This window comes from Pseudomonas sp. 57B-090624, from assembly GCF_003234055.1.
In the GTDB taxonomy this organism is placed as follows: domain Bacteria; phylum Pseudomonadota; class Gammaproteobacteria; order Pseudomonadales; family Pseudomonadaceae; genus Metapseudomonas; species Metapseudomonas tohonis.
In genome coordinates, this window is record NZ_QKRU01000006.1 from 49228 (window position 1) to 64907 (window position 15680).

The window sequence follows — 15680 nt, forward strand, 5'->3', positions numbered from 1 at the left end:
GAACAAAGGTTCAGGGATTATCTTGCGTGCGCCCCGTGCACCGGCGCGCTGGTGCGGCGGCATCCGCTCCTCTAAAGTTCGGCGACGCGTTTTCATCGTTTGGTATCGCCATGGGATTTCTGGATTTCCTGTTCAACCGCAAGCCCTCCCCGGATGACTTCGCCGTGCTCTTCGAGTCCGCTGCGCGCAAGGCCGGCTTCAAGGGCGAACTGACCTACCGCCCCCGGGAATTCCGCCTGGTGTATGGCGACAGCGCCTTCTTCAACCTGCACAACGCCTACCGTGAATACTGCGGGCAGCGCGGCGCCAAGCGCCGGCAGGCGTTGCAGAGCTACATCACGGCGCTGTGCGAGAACCAGCGCAGCCTGGCGTTGCCGCTGGACGAGGCGCGACCGTTGCTGTTGCCGGTGGTGCGCAGCCGCGGAATGATCGAGGACCTGCGCCTGCACCACCTGCGCACCGAGGGCAACGACCTCGAATTCGATCCGGTCTACCTGCCCATGGGCGAGGACGCCGTGGTGCTGCTGGCCATCGACCACCCCGAGTCCACCGCCACCCTGGTGCAGGGCCCCGACAAGAGCTGGGGCATCACCCTCGAAGAGGGGATGGCCATCGCCCTGACCAACCTGCGCGACAGCACCGGCGACAGCTTCGTCGAGGTGGTGCCGGGGCTGTTCCGGGGCAACTGGAACGACAGCTACGACATCAGCCGCATCCTCCTGCCCGACGTGCTCGAGCGCCTGCCGCTCAAGGGCCGGCCGCTGTTCATGGTGCCCAGCCGCGAGACCCTGCTGGTGACCGGCGACCGTGACGGCCACGGCCTCGCGGCGATGGTCGAGCTGAGCCTGGAGGCCGCGACCGAGGGTCGCGCGATCTCCTCCGGGCTGTACTGCTACCAGGACGGCAAGGTGGCGCCCTACACCGTGCACAATCCGCTGCTGCAAGCCCGCCTGGAGCGCATGCGTCGTCTCGCCACCAAGGCCGAGTACGACACCCAGAAGCACGCGCTGGACCTGATCCACGAAGAGAACAGCACCGACATCTTCGTCGCCAACTACCAGCTGTACGCCGCCCAGGAAGATCCCGACCTGCTGTTCTCCGTCGCCAGCTGGACCGAGGGCGTGGACAGCCTGTTGCCCCGTGTCGACCGCCTGGTGCTGGTGCGCCCCAACGAAGACTGCAGCGACGCCGAGACCCGCGCCGTCTCCTGGGATCAGGCCATGGCGCTGCTGGGCGACCTGCTCGAAGAAGCCCCCGGTTTCTACCCGCCGCGCTACCGCACCCTGGGCTTCCCCGAACCCAGCCGCGCCGAGCTGCTGGATGAGGTGAACTAGCCGGCCTGGCCCAACACTGCTGCGCTCGATGTGGGGGCGCGCCGCGGCTGGCGGCTTTCGTAGGATGGTGTAGAGCGAAGCGAAACCCATGCGGCGGCGGCAGAAACCCCAGGGCGACCGAACAGCACCGTGCTTGAGGGCAGGCGTCACAACCAACAGCGAACGCAGAAAGCGCCTTATGGAAAACGCCTACAAGGCAACGCTGTTGCGAGCCTACAAGGGGCTTGGATAGGGTTCCGCCGCTGCTTTCCACAGAAAGCGGTCGGGTGTGGAAGCCCGGTGTTCTTCGAAGTCCACACGCCATAGCGACGCCTCGCGTCGGCAGTCTATGGCGGACCGTGTGAGTGGGCTCGCGCCCAGCCGGTTTTGTGTGACTTCCCGGTACTTCCACCTCGCACGGTCCGCCACCCTTCATGCAGTGGGTGGCGGCTCTATCACAGGATGGAGTACTGCCATGACCCTTCCCGAGATCACCCCTCGCACCTTCCTGCGTCACCAGCGTCAACTGCGCGCTTTCCTGATGGGCCACGAAGCCTGGTTTTCCACCCGCGACCTGCGCCGCCTGCTCAACACCGATATCAACCGCCGGACCCTGTTCCGCCTCTGTGACGACCAACACCGCCGCGTGCGCCTGCGCACCGCCAACGGCTGGTTCGAGGAGGAAGCTGTGGTAAGCGAATCCGGCCTGCATGATCTGCTCAGCGTCTACTGCTTCCACCCGGAAAACCGCCTGTTGCGGCGCTGGGTCAGCCAGGAGGTGGTGGCGGTGTTGCGCGTCGGTTGAGGGCCTCCCGGGCAACGCACCCACCGGTGCGTTGCCAGGCCTGCCCCGGGCTGAAGCCCGGGCTACGTCGCTGCCAGCCGGCCCCCTGCCCAGGCGTGACGATTACCAGGACTCATAAGGGATGCCGTGTTGCTTGATATAGGCCTGCGCGGCATCAGTGGGTGGGCGGTAGTAGCGCCCATTGGAGTGGCCCTCGTAGGGGCCCCTCGTATCGACCTTGGCCCGGTAGCGCCCGATCTCGATATTCGACAGGCATGGCCCACCCACCCAGGCCTTGGCGATGCCACCGGGGGCCATGCCGATGGAGACGATCTTGCGGTAGTCGGTCTCCCAGCTTTTGGAGCCTTGGCAGTAGGTGCGCTGCGGCTGGAGCATCTCGTCACGCACCCACTGCGGGATATCGATGCGAAGCTTGTAGGTCTGGGGTTCCACCAGGGACTGCCAGCGCACGAACAGGGTTTCGGGCAAGTCGACATTGCTGACCGGCATCATCTTCCCGCCACCGTCGTACCAGCCGGGCGTCTTGTCGTTGTAGGCCACTACACCGCCGTGGATATCGAAGTACGCATAACCACGGCGATCGATGACATCCACGCTTTCCACCCAGACCTCCATGAAGCGGGGGGCGCCTATCCCGACATACCAGTAGTCATAGGGCAGCCTCGGCCGGCCGGAGCCTGCCGCGCAACCGGCCAGGGCAAGGATGACAAGGGCCAGCAACAGGCGCTTCATTGCGGGTACCCCGCTTGCGGTTTGTTGTCGAGGATGAAGCGGGCGTCGGGGAGCCGGTCTGCCAGCCGGCCCCCTGCCCAGGCAGCGATTACCAGGACTCATAAGGGATGCCGTGTTGCTTGATATAGGCCTGCGCGGCATCAGTGGGTGGGCGGTAGTAGCGCCCATTGGAGTGGCCCTCGTAGGGGCCCCTCGTATCGACCTTGGCCCGGTAGCGCCCGATCTCGATATTCGACAGGCATGGCCCACCCACCCAGGCCTTGGCGATGCCACCGGGTGCCATGCCGATGGAGACGATCTTGCGGTAGTCGGTCTCCCAGCTTTTGGAGCCTTGGCAGTAGGTGCGCTGTGGCTGGAGCATCTCGTCACGCACCCACTGCGGGATATCGATGCGCAGCTTGTAGGTCTGGGGTTCCACCAGGGACTGCCAGCGCACGAACAGCGTTTCGGGCAAGTCGACATTGGATGCCTGCTTCATGGCACCGCCGCCGTTGTGCCAGCCAACCGGGTTGCCGGTGTAGCTGACGACTCCACCGTGGATATGGAAGTACGCCAGTCCTCGGCGATCGATGACATCCACGCTTTCCACCCAGACCTCCATGAATCGTGGCGCGGCAAGACCGACGTACCAGTAGTCATAGGGCAGCCTCGGTCGGCCGGAGCCTGCCGCGCAACCGGCCAGGGCGAGGATGACGAGGGCCAGCAACAGGCGCTTCATTGCGGGTACCCCGCTTGCGGTCGGTTGTTGAAGACCAGCCGCTGGTTGGGTGCGGGTTTGCTGATCAGCAGCCCCTTGCTCGGTGTCCAGTGGGCTGACAGGTGGATATAGCGCGCCCACAGGTGGCGCAGGTCGTCCGGGCTCAGCTTGGACGGGGCGCCTTGTACATAGGCGAGGATTTTTTCGGCAATTGGGCGTAGATCGGCAGGCAGTCCAAAACGCGGGTCATTGTCGTTGATCACATCGAACGGCACGCCATGCTTCGTCCCTAGCTCACGCATGGTGCGCAATGCCACCCGCGATAACTCGCCACGCACCTTTCGCTGTAGCACGACACCGACCAGGGCTTGCATGCCGGTTCGCTCCTGAATGGGGTGGGTGCCCTGGACCGGCCAGGCATTGATCCGGATTTCGCCATCGCCGGGCAGGCCGAGGGACTGGAGGCGGCTGACTTCGTGCTGGGCCTCCAGCCACGCCGGGGTGGCGTCCAGCGGCTGGCCGGGGCGTTCCGTTGCCGTGCGCGGTTGGGAGGCCAGCAGGCGCTCTTCCATCAGCGGCGGGTAGCCGCCACCGATATCCGAATGAACGCCTGGCAGGCTGATTTCCTGGTGGTGCGGGGCCACGCTGTTGAGCGCGAAGTTCCAGCGCCGCTCGGAGCCTGCCACCAACTGGACTACCTTGCGCGCGCAACCGGGAGGCAAGTAGAGATTGATGCCGGGGTTGTCGGCGTTGGCCGGGCTCCAGTCGCCCCGCAGCGGGTCGACCGTCGCCGCCACGGTATCGAACAGGCCGATGAAGTTGAGGCGGCTATCGCGCCGCCAGTCGAAGCTTGAGGCCAAGCCGAACCGGCCGCCCCGGAGCACCTCGGCGAGCAGGCCTCCATCGGGTTTGAGCACTTCGTTGGCGAAGTGCCGAGCTGCCGCCGCGCCGCGACTGAAACCGAAGAGGTCGAACTCCAGCGTACGTATCTGTATGCCTGGGTGGGTTTGAATGAACAGGTTCAGTTGGTCTTTGATCTTGTCCGGGCTCTGTGCCACCCGATACAGGATGCCGGTATCGCCCCGCCCGCTGGCCTGGGCCGGCAGTACGGAGTCCGAGCCGCCACTGGTTGTGCCGATGCCTTCAAAATAAAGGCGTGCGAAGCCTGTGGCGCTGTCTGCAGAAGCAGGTGTGGCGGTGTTGTCCGGATACAGCGCATAGAGATACGCCACATTGCTCGGCGCATTGCCGTAGCTGTTGTCAGGCACTTGGCGGAAGAGGCCACCCTCGTCCGGGTCACGGTAACCGTAGCGGGCGCAGTGGCTGATGAGGGCGCTCAGTGCTTCTTCGTCGAACTGCTGGCGATCCTCGCGCCGGCACTGTTCGGTGAGTGCCGAGTTGGCCTGGTTGTTACCGGTGCCATCGAAGAACAGGCCCAGGCGCAGCGTGATGCCGATGTCCTCTTTCTTCTCTTCCTCGCTTTTCTGCCCATGCCCTTGCAGGTTGTTCCTGGTGGGCTCTGATGTGTGTGCGGGGCGTGTGGCGGCAAATGGTGTTGCGGTGGCTGTGGGGGCCGCGTTGGCGGTGGTGGCGCTTCGATTGGAGTTGTACGTTGCGCTGGATAGCGAGTGGATCAAGAGCGAGCCGCAGGGGCAGCTGCTGGCGCTGTCCAGCGTACCTGCCATCTTTCGTCCTCGGCTGCGCATGTGCGCGATGCCGCCGACGATCAGGTAGACCTTGCCATCCTTGCCACAGGTGACACGGTCGCCCTCCCGGGCGTGGACGACTCCGCGCCATTTGACCTGGTTGTCGCCCTCCAAAACCGTTCCCCCGCAGGTGGTTTTGTCGCCTGCGTGAATGAAATGCCCAATAGCCATGTCGATTCCCCATCCCCTGTCGTTGAGCGGAGCCCAAGCGCCTGGAGCGCCCGGCCGTGAACCGCGCCAGCAGCCCGCAATCAGGGCAGGGCGCGAGGCCTCAAGGCTCGGGATGTGGCAAGGGAAAGGAAATCGGAAAGGGCTGAAGGTGGGGCGTGTCCTGTCCGTAAAGGCTCGACGCATCCGGCCGGGCCTGGAAGGCACGCAATGCGCTGAAGGGTTGGCTGTCACGCGGCGTGGGGCAAGTGAGACCCTTCGCCAAACTAAAGATTGGCTATACCTGCTGTGGGTTCCTGGCCTTACTGGCGGGTGTTAATTATCTGACTCACGGCTTCCCGATTTCGGGGCCGGGTATCGGTCCGCTAAAGGATGCAGGTCAGCGGAAACATGGACATGTTGAACAACAATAACGAGCGGCTCATCCGCCTGCGGGACATCGACAAGCGCTATCGGCTCGCCGAGCAGGAGCTGCGCATCCTCGGCGGCGTCTCCCTGGAGATCGCCCGGGGCGAGAGCTGCGCCATTCTTGGCAGTTCCGGCTCGGGCAAGAGCACGCTGCTGAACATTCTCGGCCTGCTCGACCTGCCCACCAGCGGCTTCTACCACCTCGCTGGGCACGATGTGTTCACGGCCAGCCCGGATGACCTGGCGGCGCTGCGCAACCGCCTGATCGGCTTCGTCTTCCAGAGCTTCAACCTGCTGCCCCGGCTCAGCGCGCTGGACAATGTCGCGCTGCCGCTCAGCTACCGCGGCGTGGCCCTGCGCGAGTCCCGCGAGCGGGCTCACGCCATGCTCGAACGGGTGGGGCTCGCGGCCCGCGCCGGGCACTTGCCGGCGGACCTTTCCGGCGGCCAGCGGCAGCGGGTGGCCATCGCCCGCGCGTTGGTGGGCGAGCCGGCGCTGATCCTCGCCGACGAGCCCACCGGCAACCTCGACGCCGCCACCGCCGAAGACATCATGCAGCTGCTGCTGGAGCTCAACCGCGCCAGCGGCGTGACCCTGGTGATCGTCACCCACGACCCCGGCATCGCCGCGCGGCTGGAACGGCGCATCCGCGTGCGCGAGGGCAGGGTGGTGGACGAGGCGGTCCCGGCATGACGCTGCTGGACGCCGCTCCGGCCCCATCGCTGTCGCAGCTGCTGCACGAGGCGCTGGGCAGCCTGCGCAACCTCGGGCGGCGCTCGTTGCTGGCGCTGCTGGGGATCGTCATGGGCAGTTGCTCGGTCATCGCCCTGCTGAACATCGGGCAGAACGCCGCCGACCAGGCCATGAGCGTGTTCCGCGAGATGGGCACCGAGGCGGTGGTGGTGCAGCTGCCTTCATCCCCCCGGGGCGCCGATGGCCTGCCGCTGGCGCTGGACGGCCCGACGCTGGAGGCGGACGTACCCGGCATCGAGCACGCCAGCCCGCTGGTGCTCTACAGCAGCCAGGTGGTGTTCCACGGGCGTACCCGCAACCTGGCGCTGGTCGGTGCCGACGCGTCGCTGGGCGAGGCCGCGCGGTTGCGGGTGGCGCAGGGACGCTACCTGTCGGTTTTCGATGCCCGCCAGACTTTCGTTGTGGTCGGTGCCGAAGCGGCCCTAGCGCTGGGGGTTTCCGGTGATCCGCTGGAGGTGGGCGATAGCCTGCGCATCGACGACTACCAGTTCCAGGTGATCGGCATCCTCAAGCCCCAGGGCGCGGGCGGCATCATCCCCTTCACTGCCGATGAGTCGCTGTTCCTGCCGTTGGCGGGGATGGTGCGGGTCAACCCGGCGCCGAACATCGGCACGCTGATCGCGCGGGTGGTGCCGGGGCGGGACGTGCCCAGCACCGGCGAGCGGCTGCTGCAGCGGATCAATCGCGAGATCGCCGGCGAACAGAAGGGCACGCTGCAGGTGGCCCAGCAGATGATCGATGCCATGCAGCAGCAGACCCGCACCTTCACCTACCTGCTGGCGGCCCTGGGCGGCATCTCCCTGGTGGGTGGCGGGGTGGGGGTGATGAACGTGATGCTGATGAACGTCAGCGAGCGCCGCCGCGAGATCGGTGTGCGCATGGCGCTCGGCGCGCGGCGGCGGGACATCCGCAACCTGTTCCTGGTGGAGGCGGTGGCACTGACCGCCGCCGGCGCGGTATCCGGGGCGCTGCTCGGCGTGGCCGCCGCCTGGGGCTATGCGCGTATCTCCGGCTGGGAGTTCGCCATGGCGGCCTCGGCGTTGCCGCTGGGCATGGGCAGCACGCTGCTGGTGGGGCTGTTCTTCGGCCTGTACCCGGCCATCTCGGCGGCGCGCCTGCAACCGGTGGAGGCGTTGCGCGATGCCTAGTCGCCTGTTCGCCGCGATCCTCCTGGCCCTGGTCCTGCCCGCCCAGGCCAAGCCCTGGGGCGAGGAGCGCCTGGACCCTTCCGCGCCGACCATGGAGCGCCAGGGCAACGGCCCGTTGCTCAGCGAGCAGATGGCCGACCTGACGCTGCTGGACGCCGTGTTCCTCGGCCTGCGCAACAACCGCAGCATCCAGAGCGGCTACCTGCGGCGCATCGCCGAGAAGTTCGACCTGCGCGTCGCCGAGGACGTGTTCAACCCCAAGCTCTACATCACCGGCAGCTACCGGGCCAACCGCAACCACCAGGACCGCTACCGTGATGGCCGCATCGGCCCCACCGCGACCGTCCTCAACGAATACGGCACCCAGTTCGCCCTGGGCTGGAGCAAGGGCTACAACGATGCCGACCGGGCAGGGCGCACGCGCAACGACGGCGTCGACCTGAGCATCATCCAGCCGCTGCTGCGTGGCGCCGGGCGCGAGGTGAACACCGCGCCGGTGCGCCTGGCCCAGCTGTCGGAGCAGGCCAACCGGCTCAACCTCAAATCCAGCGTGTCGCAGACGGTCACCGCCATCATCAGCGCCTACCGCAACCTGCTGCGCGCCCAGGAGCAGCAGCGCATCGCCCGCGCCGCGCTGGAGCGCACCCAGCAGCTGGTCTCGGTCAACCGCTCGATGATCGAGGCCGGGCGCATGGCCGAATTCGAGATCGTGCAGACCGAGGCCGACCTCGCCACCCAGGAGCTGAGTGTGGAGGAGGCCGCCAACCAGCTGGACTCCGCGCGCCTGGAGCTGCTGCGCCTGCTGGCCCTGGACCTGTCCTCGCAGGTGCGCGCCAGCGACGCCCTGGAAGCCGAGCGCATCGAGGTCAACCGTGAACAGGCGGTGCGGCTCGCCGAGCAGCAGCAACCGGACTACCTGCGCCAGCTGATCAACCGCCAGCAGGCGGACATCAACCTGGTGGTGGCGAAGAACCAGCGGCTCTGGGATGTGTCTCTGGAAGTGGGTGGCAGCCAGACGCGGGACCGCTACGACTACCCGTACAGCAGCGGCAGCGACCGCTCCTGGGACAGCTACGCCGGGGTGCGCGTGGACATCCCCATCGGCGACCTGACGCGGCGCCAGGGCGAGGTGCAGGCACGGGTCAACGTCGAGGACCAGGAGCTGCAGGTGGCCGATGCGCGCCAGGCCCTGGAGCGCAACGTCACCGATGTGGTGCGCGACGTGGGCACGCGCTGGCGCCAGCTGGAGATCGCCAACCGTGCGCTGGAGCTGTCGCGGCGCAAGCTGGACATCGAGCGTGACAAGCTCAACGCCGGGCGCTCCAGCAACTTCCAGGTGCTCAGCTTCGAGAGTGACCTGCGCAACGCCGAGAACGCCCGCCTCAATGCGCTGATCGCCTACCTCGAGGCGCAGACGCAACTGGACCTGGCCCTGGGCATGACGCTCGACAGATGGGACATCTCGCTCAATGACTACTGACCGCTCCCCGCTGGCCCGCCGTGGCCTGCTGCTCGCCGTCGCCGTGCTGGTCATCGCCGGCATCACCTGGGGCCTGCGCGAGGCGCCCGGGGCGGCGCCGACGGCCATGCACTGGCAGCGCGTGGACCCGGCGCCGCTGGAGCACAGCATCGGCCTGGTGGGGCGCATCGAACCGGACAGGACCCTGGCGCTGGGCGCGCCTTTCGCCGGCATCGTGGCCGAATCCCTGGTGGAGCCGGGGCAGCGGGTCCAGGCCGGGCAGTTGCTGCTGCGCATGGACGCGGCCGAGACCGAGGTGCAGCAGCGCGATGCGCTGTCGGCCCTGCTCAAGGCGCGGCGCGCGGTGCAGGAGCTCAAGGACTGGGACAGCGGCGAGGAAATGTCCCGCGCCCGCCGTACCCTGCGCAGCGCCCAGCTGGCCCTGGCCAGCACCGAGAAGAAGCTCGGCCAGACCCGCGCGCTGTTCGACCGCGGCATCATCCCGCGCAACGAGCTGGAGGACCTGGAGCAGCAGGCGCGCCTGCAACGCATGGACCTGAGCGCCGCCGAGCGCGACCTGGCCCGCTCCCAGGCGCGCGGCGGTGGCGAGTACCTGCAGATCGCCGAAATGGAGCTGGCCAACGCGGAGGTCAAGCACGATGCGCTGCGCAAGCTGCTGGAGGCACGGGAGATCAGGGCGCCCTTCGCCGGCATCGTGGTGCCGGCCCCGGGGTTGAGCCTGGATGACGCCGCGCGCGGGCCGGTGCAGGCCGGCTCCCAGGTGACCCAGGGCGCGCCGCTGTTCGGCCTGGCCAGCATCGAGCGGCTGAAGATCGTGGCACGGGTTTCCGAGCTGGACGTCAACCAGCTGCGCGAAGGCATGGCGGTGGACGTGCAGGGCGACGGCTTCGAGGGCGAGGCGCTGCACGGGACGGTCAGCGTGGTGGGCGGCCAGGCGCTGCCGAGCACCCAGGGTGGCGCGCAGTTCGAAGTGATGGTCGCCATCCCCGACCTCAACGAGGAGCAGATGCGCCGTGTACGGCTGGGCATGAGTGCACGCCTGTCGATCCTCGCCTACCGCAACGAGTCCGCCATGGTCGTGCCCCCCGGCGCCCTGCGCAGCGTGGATGGGCGCTGGCTGCTGGACTATCGCCCCAGCCTGGAGCAGCCCGCGCGGGAAGTGCAGGTCCGCACAGGCCGTGCGACGCCGGCGGGTGTCGAGGTATTCGGGCTGGAGCCCGGGTTCGTCGGCATCTCCGGCTGAGCCTCCGCGTTTCGCCATCCGCGCCGGGTTCACCCGGCCTGTGCTGCATCCCCCGCAATCCCCGTAGGTTGGCGCCGAGCGTAGCGAGGCCCAACGCCGTGCGGCCCATTGAGACGCCGATGCGTTGGGCTTGGTGCCTAGGCCCAACCTGCGGCGTGCAGCGGTTTTCTGCTTCCAGTTCGCACGATCGCGCGCATTACCCGGCTTTCTGCCGGCAGATTCGCCGTGGATGGGCGCGGATTAATTTTTCGAACAATCAATTCATGCACCAGAACGATGCGCGTGGAGGAGGGGTGTCCGTTATGGAAACACCCGTCAAGCCCCGAGTTGTCGGGACAGTCAGCTATATGGCGAACGACCTTTGACGCAGGTGTGTAGGAAGTTCACGTTTTTGCGGCTCCGCTGGCAGGCTCTGGGGCGGGGGTGCCCAACCTTTTGCTAGGTATGAAATGCGGTCCAGCGACCTAATCTCGTTCCCGGCGCTACCCACTGGGAAGTCACCCACGAACGGCACGAGCCCGGGTCCCACAGGTAAGACGCCGATGAGTAACAACCCCTGGCGAGTCGGTAAAGATCGCTACGCATTGGAACGCAGCAGGGAGGTGGCAACGGATGCTCCATTTTTCGCCTGTTTCAGGCATCGCCCCTATCACTTGCCGGGAATCTGCCGCCCGGCTCCCTCGCCTCGTATCGAGCCTCGTGCCCGACCCGATGCGTCCTCTCCGCCCCGGTGGCGGAAGCGGTGGAAACCTTCTCGCAGGCCGTCGAATGTCCGTGGCCCTGCATCGAAACGAGCGTGATTGAACGACAGCGTTGAGGAACTCGTCCGGCACTTGCTTCGGCAGGTACCGGCCCGATCAGTGCCATGCGGACGTTGTTGGATGGATGACATGACGCAGCCTGGATAGCTGCACTTCGATTGTTATTCCTCTGCAACGGAAGTTGGCCTGGGAACTTGCCCGGAAACAGTGTGTGTCGTTGTTGATCGTTATCGGAGTTGGAATGATTTCCGCCGGTAATTCTAACAGCGGGTTGATGGGCAAGTTTGAAAAGCGGTCATGGGTTAAACAGGAAGGTCTTCGTGGTGTATTCCCAGTGACCAAAAACAAAACCATGTTTTGCTTATCAACCAAGGAACGAAAACAATGAAAATGTCCAAACTCTCCGTTGCTACCGCTGCTCTGGCCCTGTGCATGGGCGCCTCCTCGGCCATGGCCGTGACCATCACTCCGGCCAACACCGCCTTCTCCGCCAAGGGTGTTTCGGTGGTCAAGCCCGGTCTGCTGATCCCCGCAGTGACCTGCAACGTTGAATTCATCGGCACCACCTCCGTGGGCGGCGCTGACAAAGCCACCATCACTGCCGTGAACATCACCGGCGGCACCCTCTGCAGCGCAGCAAGCGCCGCTGGCCTGCCCTGGACCCTGACCGCATCCAGCCTCACCGCTGGCAATGTCAGCGGCGTCAAGTTCACCGTGGCCGGTATCAACTGCAGCAGCTCCCCGGTCACCGTGAATGGTGTCTGGAGCAACGCTGACAACAAGCTCACCCTGAACCCGAACCAGCCGGTTGGCTCCTGCACCATCCAGAGCCTGTATGTGAATCCGACCCCGGCATTCACGCTGGTTCCGTAAGCGTGAGCGGCCTTCCCATCCCAGGGTGGAAAGGCCGCTTTCATTCTGATTGGAATACTGTCGCGATATGGGTTCAGCACATTCGGCAAGTAAGAAACGTTTCGAGCCATTAGTGAGGAAGTTTGATTTCCTGAACTATTAGTTGTGCAGGATGCGCCCCGTGAGGCAGAAAATTATAATAAGCAAGGAGTTGTCATGAAGACGTATTCGAAGCGCCCCTCTTTATTCAATTTCACGTGCAAACGCAGTTTGCTGAGCCTGGCCATCCTCGGTGCCGTGATCGGTGCCCAGCAAGCCGAAGCCGGTGCCTTTGCCGTACCCACCTATGGCACGCCCGGTTGGGGCCGCGCCTTCGCCGGTGGTTCTGTCTGGAAGAACGACCCCAGCGCCGCTTTCAACAACCCGGCCGCCATGGCCTTCATCGAGCGGCCCATCGGCCAGGTGTCGGCGATCTATGCCGATATCGACATGAAGTTCAAAGGGCAGGCCTATGACTACCAAGGCAAACCGCGCGTCGAATACGACGACGTGAACGATGTCAACGGCCCCAACGCTCGGGCATTGGGCGATGGGGGCAACGGTGGCTTCAGCAAGTGGCTGCCTACGCAGTTCCTGGTGATCCCGGTCGGTGATCGTTTCGCTTTCGGCCTCGCGCAGGTCGTACCCATGGGCATGCGCAGCACCTGGGACAAGAACTTCGTCGGCAAGGACTTCGCCCTTGATACCAAGATCGAGACCGCAGCCTTGGCAGGTTCGTTGTCGTTCAAGATCGATGATCAGTGGGCCGTGGGCGGGGGCGTGGTGATCCAGCGCACCCAAGGCTTCGTCGGGCAGAACGTCGACCTGCTGGCCGCTGCCGGCGCTGCGCCCAACTCGCCATTGAACGGCGTGCCGGCAGGTGCGTCGAAGGCGACGATGCGGGTCAAGGTCGATAACATTTCGCCCGGCTGGTTCGCCAGCGTGGCCTGGAAGCCGACCGCGCGGGACACCCTGGGCCTTGCCTATCACGCCAAGATCAAGAATGAGCTGGATGGTGACTACAACTGGCATTTCAACGATGCCACCGGCATGGCTCCCTTCGACTCCATCGGCCTGATGAACCCGGACGCTCTTGCCCTCGTCTATCCGGGCCTGGTGTTGAATCCCAATGGCGACCATGCCGAATCGCGCATGGACATCCCGGCCATGGCCACCCTGGACTGGGTGCATGACTTCAACGACAGCTTCAGCCTGGGCGCCAGCGTGACCTGGACCGAGTGGTCGTCCTTCGAGTCCCTGAAGCTGACCTCCCACGGCAACCTGATCGTCGACATCCCCTACAACTACAAGGACACCTGGATGTACTCGGTGGGCGGTGACTACCGCTTCAACGACCAGCTGACCCTGCGTGCAGGGGTCGCGATGGACCAGACGCCGACCCGCAACTCCACCCGCGATGCGCGCATCCCCGACGGCGACCGCACCTTCGTCTCCCTGGGCGGCAGCTACCGCTTCGCCTCCGACCCGAACCTGAGCGTGGATGTGGCCTATTCCCGCCAGTTCGTCGACGAGGGTCGCCTGCGCACCCAGAACCAGGATCGCCTGGGTGGTGGCCGTATCGACGGCAAGGTGGAATCCAAGGGGCAGATCTTCAGCGTCTCGGCCACCTACATGTTCTAAGGCTGGAAATTCCCCACCTGTGTCCTCGATCGTCACCCGGTTCCCGGGGCATCGGGCCGATCAGAACAGGCGGGGAAGTTGGGGCGGGTCCGGGCTCGTGTCCTCACCACGGGTGGGCCTGCCCCCTTTTTACGTCGGCCGCCGGAAGGAATCAGCGGCCCTTCTCTTTCCCCCGGCAGGGCTGTCGCCTGTGCCGGAACCCTCGCGCCGCAAAGTCTGAACCCTTGGCCCATCCGGCCCTCTGGATAAAGAGGCGACCGAACGGGGACGGGGGATGAGACGAATGGGCCGGCGACCATGAGCTTCCTGCTGTGGATGGCAGTGCTCGGCGTGCTGCTGCTGATCCTGGCGCTGGCCTCGGCCTACCTGCGCTGGCTGCCGGTCACGTCCTCCTTGCTCTATCTCGCCTGCGGGCTGGCCATCGGGCCCCTGGGGCTGAACCTGTGGCGGGATGATTTTCTCGACATCGTCCCCTGGCTCGAACACCTCACCGAAGTCGCCGTGCTGATCTCCCTGTTCATCGGCGGCCTCAAGCTGCGCCTGCCCTTGCACCATCCGAGCTGGATCAAGGCCTGGGTCCTGGCCGGGCCGGTGCTGATGCTGACCATCGCCCTGGGCACCTGGATCGGCCACCAGGGGCTGGGGTTCGGCCTGGGTGCGGCGCTGCTGTACGCCGCGATCCTGTCGCCCACCGACCCGGTGCTGGCCAGCCTGGTGCAGGTCAACCATGCCCGTGACGATGACCCCCTGCGCTTCAGCCTGTCCGGCGAGGCGGGGCTGAACGACGGCATGGCGTTCCCCTTCGTGGTCGGCGCGCTGGTGCTGCTGGGGCTGGGGCATCAAGGGCCCTGGGAATGGGCGTTGCTGTCCTTCGCCTGGGCCGTGCCCGTGGCACTGGTGCTGGGGTTCTTCCTGGGCAACCGGGTGGGTCGCCTGGCCATCAGTGCGCGGGTGCGCAATGCCGATACGGCGATCTCCGCCAACGTATTCCTGGGCATGGCCCTGGTGTCCCTGTCCTATGTCGGGGCGGAGCTGCTGGAGGCCTGGGGATTTCTCGCCGCCTTCGCCGCCGGGGTGGGCCTGCGTCATGCCGAGATCCGCTCCAGCGGCGGCTCCGAGGTGCCGGCGGAGGAGGGCACGGTGCTCAAGGCCGGGCTGTCCGACGACGGCCTGCCGGTGAGCATCGAGTACGGCGAGGATCGCCGCGAGCACCGCAAGATCGCCGCCGGCACCCTGATCGTCGACATCCTCTCCTTCGGCGGATTGCTCGAACGGGCGCTGGAGGTGGTGCTGGTGATGCTCCTGGGCGCCGCGCTCAGCGCCTGCTGGGACTGGCGCGGTGTGTGGCTGGCCCTGGCGCTGTTCTGCCTGGTGCGGCCGCTGGCCTGCTGGCTCCTGTTGCCGCGCACGGGCCTGGATCGCTGGCAGCGCCTGCTGGTGGGCTGGTTCGGCGTGCGCGGCATCGGCAGCCTCTACTACCTGTGTTTCGCCCTCGATCACGGCCTGGAAGGCGCGGCGGCACGCGAGGCCATGGGCATCAGCCTCACCGTGGTGGCCTGCAGCCTGCTGCTCCACGGGCTCAGCACCCAGCCGCTGCTGGACCTCTACGAGGCCCGGCAGCGAAGGGCGGGGGCCGGGCTCAGTCGGCGATGAGGTTGCGGCGGTCGTCCCTGGCGCCGGCGCCCACCAGCACCTGCGCCTCGTCCTCGCTGATCAGCGCGTTGCCGGCCGGGCAATGGATCACCGAGGCGCGCAGGTCGGCGTCGGTGGTGATGACGATGTCGCGGATCGGCATTTCACTGTGGTTGCCGTCCAGTTCGATGGCGCAGATGCCGCCATCCAGGTCGATGGTCACGGGCATGTCGGTGTCCTCGTGTGGCTGGGCTCGCTCGGTAGAAGCGCGGCCGCCCGCAAAGGTTCAGGCGGGGCGACCG

General features: G+C 66.2%; 14 protein-coding genes. 10 read left to right on the forward strand and 4 right to left on the reverse strand.

Translation table 11 applies throughout. From position 1 onward, the window contains the following. Window positions 1-110 precede the first annotated feature (110 nt). Window positions 111-1334 carry a hypothetical protein gene (locus DMX10_RS04295; protein WP_111259946.1) on the forward strand — a complete coding sequence of 408 codons (1224 nt, stop codon included), beginning with the start codon at window positions 111-113 and terminating at the stop codon, window positions 1332-1334. 454 nt (window positions 1335-1788) lie between these two features. Then, entirely contained in the window at window positions 1789-2118 is a 330-nt protein-coding gene (locus DMX10_RS04300; RefSeq protein WP_111259947.1) for a hypothetical protein, read from the forward strand. 102 nt (window positions 2119-2220) lie between these two features. Here DMX10_RS04300 and DMX10_RS04305 read toward each other — a convergent pair whose 3' ends face one another. The 3 genes from DMX10_RS04305 to DMX10_RS04315 all read right to left on the reverse strand — a co-directional run bounded on the left by DMX10_RS04305 (window position 2221) and on the right by DMX10_RS04315 (window position 5424). Then, window positions 2221-2850, reverse strand: a complete 630-nt coding sequence (locus DMX10_RS04305) for a DUF2931 family protein (protein WP_111259948.1) — start codon at window positions 2848-2850, stop codon at window positions 2221-2223. Window positions 2851-2938: 88 nt separating this feature from the next. After that, window positions 2939-3568 carry a DUF2931 family protein gene (locus DMX10_RS04310; protein WP_111259949.1) on the reverse strand — a complete coding sequence of 210 codons (630 nt, stop codon included), beginning with the start codon at window positions 3566-3568 and terminating at the stop codon, window positions 2939-2941. Continuing rightward, window positions 3565-5424 (reverse strand): phospholipase effector Tle1 domain-containing protein, encoded by a 1860-nt coding sequence (locus DMX10_RS04315; RefSeq protein ID WP_158545569.1) that lies wholly within the window; start codon window positions 5422-5424, stop codon window positions 3565-3567. Before DMX10_RS04315 ends, DMX10_RS04310 begins: the two co-directional genes overlap by 4 nt. Before the next feature lie 393 nt (window positions 5425-5817). On the opposite strand from DMX10_RS04315, the gene DMX10_RS04320 reads away from it, so the two are divergent. The 8 genes from DMX10_RS04320 to DMX10_RS04350 all read left to right on the forward strand — a co-directional run bounded on the left by DMX10_RS04320 (window position 5818) and on the right by DMX10_RS04350 (window position 15399). Beyond that, window positions 5818-6522: an ABC transporter ATP-binding protein gene (locus tag DMX10_RS04320; RefSeq protein WP_111260006.1), complete on the forward strand. Its 705-nt coding sequence runs from the start codon at window positions 5818-5820 to the stop codon at window positions 6520-6522. Next, a complete protein-coding gene (locus tag DMX10_RS04325) occupies window positions 6519-7730 on the forward strand; it encodes an ABC transporter permease (RefSeq protein ID WP_111259951.1) in 1212 nt (403 codons plus the stop codon). Before DMX10_RS04320 ends, DMX10_RS04325 begins: the two co-directional genes overlap by 4 nt. Further along, on the forward strand, window positions 7723-9210 hold the full coding sequence (locus tag DMX10_RS04330) for a TolC family protein (RefSeq protein ID WP_111259952.1): 1488 nt from the start codon (window positions 7723-7725) through the stop codon (window positions 9208-9210). The genes DMX10_RS04325 and DMX10_RS04330 overlap by 8 nt, the downstream gene beginning before the upstream one ends. Next, a complete protein-coding gene (locus tag DMX10_RS04335; protein ID WP_111259953.1) occupies window positions 9200-10453 on the forward strand; it encodes an efflux RND transporter periplasmic adaptor subunit in 1254 nt (417 codons plus the stop codon). The genes DMX10_RS04330 and DMX10_RS04335 overlap by 11 nt, the downstream gene beginning before the upstream one ends. Window positions 10454-11425: 972 nt before the next feature. Further along, a complete protein-coding gene (locus DMX10_RS32745) occupies window positions 11426-11602 on the forward strand; it encodes a hypothetical protein (RefSeq protein ID WP_158545570.1) in 177 nt (58 codons plus the stop codon). Further along, a complete protein-coding gene (gene praA, locus DMX10_RS04340) occupies window positions 11599-12087 on the forward strand; it encodes an alkane oxidation protein activator PraA (RefSeq protein WP_111259954.1) in 489 nt (162 codons plus the stop codon). The genes DMX10_RS32745 and praA overlap by 4 nt, the downstream gene beginning before the upstream one ends. Window positions 12088-12282: 195 nt before the next feature. Continuing rightward, a complete protein-coding gene (locus tag DMX10_RS04345; protein ID WP_111259955.1) occupies window positions 12283-13746 on the forward strand; it encodes an outer membrane protein transport protein in 1464 nt (487 codons plus the stop codon). A gap of 297 nt (window positions 13747-14043) precedes the next feature. Next, complete coding sequence (locus DMX10_RS04350) at window positions 14044-15399, forward strand: sodium:proton antiporter (RefSeq protein WP_111259956.1); 1356 nt, start codon at window positions 14044-14046, stop codon at window positions 15397-15399. Here the strand turns inward: DMX10_RS04350 and DMX10_RS04355 are convergent. Beyond that, a complete protein-coding gene (locus DMX10_RS04355) occupies window positions 15386-15607 on the reverse strand; it encodes a DUF3203 family protein (RefSeq protein WP_111259957.1) in 222 nt (73 codons plus the stop codon). The genes DMX10_RS04350 and DMX10_RS04355 overlap by 14 nt on opposite strands. Between the last annotated feature and the right edge of the window lie 73 nt (window positions 15608-15680).